This window comes from Chloroflexota bacterium (assembly GCA_018829775.1).
In the GTDB taxonomy this organism is placed as follows: Bacteria; Chloroflexota; Dehalococcoidia; order Dehalococcoidales; family RBG-16-60-22; genus E44-bin89.
Map to the genome: position 1 here is coordinate 1 of JAHJTL010000116.1, position 8,302 is coordinate 8,302.

Below are 8,302 nucleotides of genomic sequence, written 5' to 3' on the forward strand. Positions count from 1 at the left end.
CATGATCAGCGGCTTTGAACAGGAATAACGGGAAAGAAGTAATTACACGTTGCTTTTGACATCCCTTTACCGCTTTCCCTCCTCCCATGGTGAATTGCCGAAAAATACCTTGGTATGCGGCCACGGTATCTCAATTCCCTCCGCATCAAATGCCTTTTTCACTCGATAACGCAGCTCACCCATAATATTCCACTGTTCCAGAGGCTTCACATCTCCCAGAATTTTGATGTCAATTCCAGAGTCGCCCAGTTTATTCACTCTCAGCACCTGAGGTGTGGTTCTGATACGCCACTTCCAGTTCGGGTCTTCCGCCAGTTCCTGGCCGACGCGGTTGATGACGCTGATAGCGTGGTCGAGGTCGGTGCCGTAGGAGACCGAGACATCTAGGTTGACGCGGGAGAAGTGTCTGGTGTAGTTGCTGGCGACCTTTATTTCTCCATTGGGAATGTGGTGTACAATGCCATCCAGGTCGCGGAGCACCGTCTTTCTCAGGGTTATATCCTCCACCAGACCGGCAATGTCGGCAATGCGGGCCACATCACCCACCCGGTACTGGTTTTCCAGCAGAATGAAAACGCCTGCGATTAGGTCCCGGATCATATACTGAGCACCAAAGCCAACCGCAATACCGGCAATACCAAAACCAGCCAGTATCGGCCCGATTGATACATTAAGTTCAGATAGAATCATGAAGAGGATAAGCAGAGTAATCAGTGCCTTCCCCAGCCCGATGAAGACGTACTGGATGGTATCCGCCCTTTTTTTCATTCCCTCCCGGCTCTCGCCCCGCTTAGGCTTGGCCATGGAACGCTGTATTATCGGAGGGAGATATCTCTTCAGGGCAAACCAGAGGACAAATCCCACCAGCAGGATGATGAGAATACGGGTGCCATGCTCCAGAAACCACGTCTGCATCATCTCCACCGTAATCACATTGTAAATGCCCTCTTCAGATAAGATTATGGCTATTCCTGTCATACCTATAAGCACCAGCGCGATGCCCTCCAAGGTCCAGAAAGTGATGTTTATCCACCTATGTATACCGGGTGTATGTTCTTCTGATACCAATCTTCCGATGCTGCCCTGGACACGGCCCTTAATAATGAGCAGAACAATGAGTGCAAATGCGGAGACAATAAAGAGCCACCAGCTGTTATTTGTAATCCATTCCCACATATCAGGTACCTCCACTGCAACAGGTAAACAAATTATACTACTTCTAAACTACACTTAATATAGCACACGCGCGTCACCTACCCGCCGTGTTATCTTCTTCCCGTCCAGGTGCTCCAGCAGAGCCTGGGCATACTTGCGACTGGTCTGGAACATGTCCCGCACCTCCGCCAGCGTTATCTGCCCCTGGCTTTTGATGCGAGAGGTCACCTTTTCCACCATTTCGTCATATACAGGCGCGGCAAAGACCACGTCACTGGCTACCTTCACTACCCGGTGCTGTTCCATGAGCAGATTGAGCAGGTCGGTCTCGGGAATGAGGTTGCTGGGCGGGGCGTAAGGGTTGTCCTTAAGCGAGCGGAGAAAGGCATCCGTCTTGGTCCGCTGGGCCTGGGTTAGCTTTATTTGATGCGCCAGCAACCGTACTGCTGCGCCCTCATCAGCGATTACATCCTGTGCCGCCATCTTCTGAAAAGCAGTGGCAGCGTATGTTCCCAGTTTCAGCCGACTCCCCAGCTCCACCTTCGGCATCCCCGGGCGAGTCGGGAACTTCTGGTGGTATTCCTGAAGAGCGTCTTTCGTTTTTTGGACCAGGCTTTCCCACCTTTTGACCGTTACCAGCAGGGAATGACCTTCTCGACCCAGGTCAACCACCTTCCCCTGCTCGGCAAGGGCACCAACCGCCGCCCTTACTTCATCGGCTTTCAGGTTTAGCTCGGACACCAGTACAGAGGTTTCCAGCGGCTGTTTTGTCTCCACGAGCGCCAGTACCATTTCTTCGGCAGTCCCCGTCTCCTTGGCTTCCAGGTTCTCAATAACATCGACACGAAAGCGGCGGAGCCGTTTCGTCTGCGCCTCGATGATTTTGCCACCACCGAGGGTTTCCATCGTAGAACGAACGATAAAGTGGTCGCCGTTGACCGCTGATATCGGCCGGTCAAGCATGACCTGTGCCCAGGTAGCCTGTCCCGCCTTGATTTCGTCTCCCTCCAGCAGGCGGAGTTTGGCCATCGCCTCCGCCGCCCCGGTATGGAAGCTGATGGTGGCACCGTGCTTTAAGGGTCGGTGCAGGTAGCCGAGCAGCCGCAGCTTCACGGTTATTAACGTGGTGGGAAGCAGCCATCCCGGTTTGGTCAGCACATCACCGCGCTGCAGCTGGGAAGTATTGATGCCCACCAGGTTTGCCGCCACCCGGCTCCCCGGGGTGGCAACCTCAATGCGCGTTTTATGTGACTGCAGCCCGCGCAATCTCGACTTCAACCCTGAAGGCAGTATCTCCACCTCCTGTCCCGCGGAAAGCGAGCCATCGATTAATGTTCCCGTAACTACGGTGCCTGACCCGGTCATGGTGAAGACACGGTCGATGGCCAGCCTGGGCCTGCCGAGGTCGCGCCGCGGCTCTGCGGAGCCCAGTAACTCATCAATCGTCGCCACCAGTTCCGGCAGGCCTTCTCCATTCAACGCTGATACGGCAACTGCCGGCGCCCCGGCCAGGGTGGTGGCACCGATAAGTTCTTCTATTTCCATACGGACCAGGCTCAGCAGTTCCTCATCAACCAGGTCCTTTTTGGTGATGACCACGATGCCGCTGCGTATCTCCAGCAGGTCGATAATCGCCAGATGTTCTCTGGTCTGCGGCATGACTCCCTCATTGGCGGCAACGATAAGCAGTGCCAGGTCAATGCCGCCCACGCCGGCGAGCATATTCCGGACGAACCGCTCGTGTCCGGGAACGTCGACGATGCCCACCTCGCGTCCGCTCGGCAGCTTCAGCCAGGCAAAACCGAGGTCTATAGTCATACCGCGCTCTTTTTCCTCGCGCAGCCGGTCCGGGTCGATTCCGGTTAACGCCTGCACCAGAACCGATTTGCCGTGGTCAATGTGGCCTGCCGTACCCAGAACGTACATCTCGTCCGCCTTTACTCACGAGGTGTGATATCAATCAGAAGTCAGGTTGCGGAGTGCTTTCAATACGATTTCATCCTCTTCGGGAAGCACCGAGCGCGGGTCAAGAAGAAGGATATCGTCGGCGATCCGCCCCACCACCGGCGTTTCCCAGGAGCGTAGTTTGCGAACAGCTCGCTGCGCCAGGTTGCGGTCTTTTCCATCTCCGATAGCGACCAGTTTCGTGGGCAGGGTCCCTCCCGGCAGGCTGCCGCCGCCGACCATCGTCTCGCCATCGATCACGCGTGCCATGCCGCCGAGTGCCTTTTCCCATTCCCCGGCCCGCTTCTCAATATCCGCCATTGGTGTGGCGACCATTCTCCACACCGGTATCTTGCTGGTTGCTTCACCCTTCAGGTAGTGAAGCAGCGTGACGGCCAGCCCGGCAAGCCGCACTTTGTCAATGCGCACTGCCCGGGCCAGCGGGTGTCTGCGCAGCTTTTCCATAAACTGCTTCCTGCCGACGATGATTCCCGCCTGCGGGCCTCCTACCAGCTTGTCGCCGGAGAAGAAGGCAAGCCCGACGCCGAGCTCTATGCTGCGCTGCACCATGGGCTCTAGAGCCAGCCCGAACGCGGTCGTATCCAGAAAACAGCCGCTGCCCAGGTCATCCAGGACGGGCAGACCATTCCTTTCCGCCAGCGCCATCAGGTCCTTGAGTTCCACTTCAGTGGTAAATCCTATAAGCCGGAAGTTGCTGGAATGAACCCGCATCAGGGCTGCCGTCCGCGGGCTGATTGCCTGTTCGTAATCGCTGATATACGTACAGTTGGTCGTCCCGACCTCCACCAGCCTGGCGCCGCTCTGCCGCATCACGTCGGGGATGCGAAAGCCGCCCCCGATTTCCACCGCCTGCCCCCGGGAGACGATTACCTCTTTCCTCTTCGCCAGTGCCGTCAGCCCCAGCAATACCCCTGACGCATTGTTGTTCACCACCAGCGCCGCTTCAGCCCCGGTGAGCTGGCATAGAAGCGATTCCACATGCACCTGCCGCGAGCCCCTTGTACCGCTCTCCAGATTGAACTCCAGATTGGAGTAACCTCTGGCTACGGTATCCATCGCCGCGGTTGCTTCCGGGCTCAGTGGGGCACGGCCCAGATTGGTATGCAGAATGACCCCGGTGGCATTGATAACTGGTCGCAGGCTGGGCATCTCCATTGTCTTCACCTGATTATATACCGCTTCCGCAATTCTGGACAGGGACGGAACCTTTTTCCCGGCGGCGACAGCTGTCCGCGCCTGCTCCAGGTGCTGCCGTACCATCTTTACCAGCAGGTCATGTGGGTATGTCTCCACGAGCGGTCTCAGCCGTTTGTCGGCCAGAACTCTGTCCACACTGGGTATTTTTCTGAACTCGCTTTCCACGCTCCATATTTTACACGATGGCGGTGGACACTTCTAGTATGAATTCACCCTGATACAGATTGACAGTGATTTCCAGGTGCTTTACTACCTTTAACTGTTTATTATTAATTGCTACAATGGACACGGCATAGCCCGAAATAACAGGATGGTCTTGCCTGAAAAAGGAGAGAGCCAAAATGTTGACTGAAGATGAACTGGCAAGGTATGACCGGCAGATTATGATAAAAGGCATCGGGAAAGATGGACAGGAGAAGCTGAAAAAGGCCAGGGTCTTCATTGCCGGTGCCGGCGGGCTTGGTTCCCCGATTTCAATCTATCTGGCTATTGCCGGAGTCGGCACCATAAGACTCGCCGACCATGATACCGTCGAGCTCAGCAACCTGAACCGGCAAATCCTTCACGGGAATGGAGACATAGGTGAAAGGAAAATAGACTCCGCCGTACAGAAGCTGAAAAACCTGAATAAAGATATAACTGTAGAAGCTATTGCCGAGATGATAACCGAGGAGAACGTTTCCCGGTTGGTCGATGATTGTGACCTTATCGTTGACGCTACGGACAACCTTCCCACCAGGTACGTATTGAACCGGGCAGCCATTGAAAAGAATATCCCCTTCTTCCACGGGGCGGTATACGGCTTTGAGGGCCGGGCGATGACGGTGATACCGGGCAGGACAGCCTGCCTGTGGTGTATCTATCAGGGACGCGTTACCGAGGGGAAATTTCCCGTAATTGGTGTGGCGCCGGCGGTTATCGGCTGCCTCCAGGCAACCGAGGTCATCAAATATCTCACCGGAATCGGGGAAATCCTGACCGACCAGTTATTGATGTATGATGGGCTCAATCTCGAGTTTACCAAACTGGAAGTGAAACGGGACCCGAATTGCCAGCACTGCGGTCATCTGAAGTAGGACGGAGGACGGAGATGGTGGGAAACGTAACCATCAGTGCTATCCTTGAATACGTTGCATTTTCACCGAGCCTGTGCTATATTAATTAAATTAGAAGAGAATAATAAACCGCTAGGGGTGCCTGAGGGCTGAGAGTCCTTCCGCGGAGGGACAACCCTGTGGACCTGACCTCGGTAATGCGAGCGTAGGGAAGCGGCAGTAGCTTGGACCAAGGGTCTTGAAGTAACCGCCGGAGCCCTTGGTTTTTGATTTGTGAGCGTATTGTATGTTTAAGATATTAAAGGAAGATATTCAGACCGTATTCGCCAAAGACCCGGCAGCAAGGAGCACCCTGGAGGTCCTTTCCTGCTATCCGGGCCTCCATGCCCTGTGGCTGCATCGGATAGCGCACTCTTTATGGCGGCACAAATTTCGCCTGCTGGCACGCCTCCTTTCTCACCTCGGCCGTTTTCTCACCGGCATTGAGATACACCCCGGGGCCACCATCGGCCGCCGGTTTTTCATCGACCATGGCGCCGGGGTCGTCATCGGGGAAACATCTGAGATCGGCGATGAGGTCCTGATATACCAGGGGGTAGTACTGGGCGGAACGACCACCGAGAAGAAAAAGCGCCACCCCACGGTGGGCAATAATGTGGTCATCGGCGCCGGGGCGATAGCGCTGGGTCCCATAACCATCGGCGATAACGCCCGTATCGGTTCCGGCTCGGTGGTCATCAAATCAGTCCCGCCCGGGGTTACCGTGGTAGGTGTTCCGGGGCGGTCGGTGGAAGATAGCCACAAGCCAATACCGGAACTGGAGCACGGGAAATTGCCGGACCCGATTGCCGAGGCCATCAGGCTGGTGCTGAGAGAGCAGGACAAGCTTGAGGAAAGGCTGAGTAAACTTGAGAAGCAAAGCGGCATCCGCGTTTCCGGTGATGAACTGGAGGAGATGAGAAAGCGGATGGAGCAGGAACTGGAAGAAAAAGAGGAGTAAGATGAGCAAGCGGCGCGTCATGTTTAGCTTCGGTGAGGAGCACATCCCAGAGCCAATCATCTATAATCTCGGGCAGCAGTATAACCTTGTTACCAATATCCTTCGCGCCAATATCTCGGAAGACGAAGGCTGGATTACGCTCGAACTGGATGGTAAGGAAGACGATATTGAACAGGGCATTGCCTGGGTCACCAGCAAGGGGATACGCGTTGACCCGGTAGATGGTGAAAGCGAGGAGCATTAGTATGAGGAGTATCTATCTTGACTATGCCGCCACCACGCCAACCCACCCGGACGTCGTTCAGGCGATGCTTCCCTACTTCACCCAGACTTTTGGCAACCCTTCCAGTATCTATGCCTGCGCGCAGGATGCCAAAGAAGCCATCGAGGCAGCAAGAGCCAGCCTAGCGGCGCTCATTGGCGCCAGCAATGAGGAAATCACCTTCACCAGCGGCGGTACCGAGGCCGATAACGCCGCGCTTAAAGGCGTGGCCTATGCCAGCAAGGATAGGGGAAATCATATCATCACCTCTGCCATTGAGCACCATGCCATTCTGGAAACATGCCACTTCCTGGAAACGCAGGGATTCGAGGTGACCATCCTGCCGGTGGACGAGCACGGTATGGTTGACCCCGAAGACGTCCGTCGCGCGATTACCAACAAAACAGTCATCGTTTCCATTATGCACGCCAACAACGAGATCGGCACCATTCAGCCAGTTGCCGAAATCGCCAGGATTACGCGGGAAGCTGGCATCTATCTGCATACCGATGCCGTGCAGACTGTCGGGCACATCCCGTTTAGCGTGGATGAACTCGGTGTTGACCTGCTCTCCATGTCCGCCCACAAGCTGTACGGTCCCAAGGGAGTGGGGGCTCTCTACATCAGAAAAGGCACCAAGGTTGTCTCCTTCATGCATGGCGGTGAGCAGGAATCCGGGCGGAGAGCCAGCACCCACAATGTTCCCGGCATCGTCGGCCTGGGAAAGGCGGCACAGATTGCGCAGCAGGAGTTGGCTGAAGAGGCGGAACGGGTAAGCCACTTCCGTGATAAATTAATCAAAGGTATTCTGGAGAACGTAGAGCATGCCCGACTCAATGGCCACCCGCAGGTCAGGCTGCCCAACAATGTCAACGTGAGCATTTCGTATGCTGAGGGTGAGTCAATGTGCCTTAAACTTGACCAGGAAGGCATCTGCTGTTCGACCGGTTCTGCCTGCACTTCCGCCGTCACCGAACCATCCCACGTCCTGCTGACACTGGGGCTGAATCCACTGCAGGCTCACAGTTCCCTGCGGTTCAGCCTGGGCAAGTGGACCACGGAGGAAGAAATCGACCGGGTGCTGGATGTATTGCCCCGTATTGTAGCCAAACTGAGAGCCATGTCTCCACTGTTGAAAAGCCGTCATTAACTCTTTCATAATTATTACTACGAAGGAGGAAACATGCTACCGGAAATAGGCAAAGTAGACAAAGCAACGTTTGACCGGGTCATCTTCCCCCATCTTGGCAAAGCCGACCGCTCGGTGTTGATCGGACCCAAGCACGGCGTTGACGCCGCCGTTGTCGAGTTACCGGGCGGCGAGGTCATGGTGGTTGCTGAAGACCCGACCTTTGGCTTGCCAGTGCTCATGCCACACTTCGGCTGGGCAATCGTGCATATCTGCGCCAGCGATGTCGCCGTGCTCGGCATACCGCCCAGGTACATGACCATCTGCCTGATGCTGCCCCCGGGCACCGAGGACAAGGTGCTGGAAGATATCTGGATGGATACCCACCGGGAATGCGAAAAGCTGGGCATCGCCATCATCGGCGGTCACACCGGCATATACCCCGGCATAGGCTACCCGCTGAATGGCGGCTGCACCATGTTTGGCATCGGGAAAAAAGAGCAGCTTACCCCTCCGTCCAATGCCAGGGTTGGCGACCG

General features: G+C 55.7%; 8 protein-coding genes and 1 riboswitch. Of the genes, 5 read left to right on the forward strand and 3 right to left on the reverse strand.

Going from position 1 to position 8,302, the window contains the following annotated elements; translation table 11 throughout:
• Positions 1-66: 66 nt before the first annotated feature.
• The 3 genes from KKD83_11345 to selA are packed head-to-tail and all read right to left on the reverse strand — an operon-like array spanning position 67 to position 4,491.
• Entirely contained in the window at positions 67-1,176 is a 1,110-nt protein-coding gene (locus KKD83_11345) for a mechanosensitive ion channel family protein (protein MBU2536736.1), read from the reverse strand.
• A 54-nt stretch (positions 1,177-1,230) separates the two neighbouring features.
• A complete protein-coding gene (gene selB, locus KKD83_11350) occupies positions 1,231-3,081 on the reverse strand; it encodes a selenocysteine-specific translation elongation factor (GenBank protein ID MBU2536737.1) in 1,851 nt (616 codons plus the stop codon).
• A 30-nt stretch (positions 3,082-3,111) separates the two neighbouring features.
• Entirely contained in the window at positions 3,112-4,491 is a 1,380-nt protein-coding gene (selA, locus tag KKD83_11355; protein MBU2536738.1) for an L-seryl-tRNA(Sec) selenium transferase, read from the reverse strand.
• A gap of 167 nt (positions 4,492-4,658) precedes the next feature.
• Here selA and KKD83_11360 point away from each other — a divergent pair, with 167 nt between their 5' ends.
• The 5 genes from KKD83_11360 to KKD83_11380 all read left to right on the forward strand — a co-directional run.
• Positions 4,659-5,393 (forward strand): HesA/MoeB/ThiF family protein, encoded by a 735-nt coding sequence (locus tag KKD83_11360; GenBank protein ID MBU2536739.1) that lies wholly within the window; start codon positions 4,659-4,661, stop codon positions 5,391-5,393.
• Between the two features lie 103 nt (positions 5,394-5,496).
• A riboswitch (TPP riboswitch) is annotated at positions 5,497-5,601 on the forward strand.
• A gap of 57 nt (positions 5,602-5,658) precedes the next feature.
• Positions 5,659-6,372 carry a serine O-acetyltransferase gene (gene cysE / locus KKD83_11365; protein ID MBU2536740.1) on the forward strand — a complete coding sequence of 238 codons (714 nt, stop codon included), beginning with the start codon at positions 5,659-5,661 and terminating at the stop codon, positions 6,370-6,372.
• 1 nt (position 6,373) lies between these two features.
• Positions 6,374-6,616: an NIL domain-containing protein gene (locus KKD83_11370; GenBank protein MBU2536741.1), complete on the forward strand. Its 243-nt coding sequence runs from the start codon at positions 6,374-6,376 to the stop codon at positions 6,614-6,616.
• A 1-nt stretch (position 6,617) separates the two neighbouring features.
• The gene (gene nifS / locus KKD83_11375) at positions 6,618-7,784 is read left to right on the forward strand and encodes a cysteine desulfurase NifS (GenBank protein MBU2536742.1); all 1,167 of its coding nucleotides are present in this window, start codon (positions 6,618-6,620) and stop codon (positions 7,782-7,784) included.
• Between the two features lie 33 nt (positions 7,785-7,817).
• Positions 7,818-8,302 (forward strand): AIR synthase (locus tag KKD83_11380; protein ID MBU2536743.1); only part of this gene is annotated, 485 nt, incomplete at its 3' end.

What these genes read in the sequence shown, in the direction of transcription:
- KKD83_11345 (MBU2536736.1), bottom strand. Translation starts at nt 1,176, where the DNA reads ATGTGGGAATGGATTACAAATAACAGCTGGTGGCTCTTTATTGTCTCC.
- selB (MBU2536737.1), bottom strand. Translation starts at nt 3,081, where the DNA reads ATGTACGTTCTGGGTACGGCAGGCCACATTGACCACGGCAAATCGGTT.
- KKD83_11360 (MBU2536739.1), top strand. Translation starts at nt 4,659, where the DNA reads ATGTTGACTGAAGATGAACTGGCAAGGTATGACCGGCAGATTATGATA.
- cysE (MBU2536740.1), top strand. Translation starts at nt 5,659, where the DNA reads ATGTTTAAGATATTAAAGGAAGATATTCAGACCGTATTCGCCAAAGAC.
- KKD83_11370 (MBU2536741.1), top strand. Translation starts at nt 6,374, where the DNA reads ATGAGCAAGCGGCGCGTCATGTTTAGCTTCGGTGAGGAGCACATCCCA.
- nifS (MBU2536742.1), top strand. Translation starts at nt 6,618, where the DNA reads ATGAGGAGTATCTATCTTGACTATGCCGCCACCACGCCAACCCACCCG.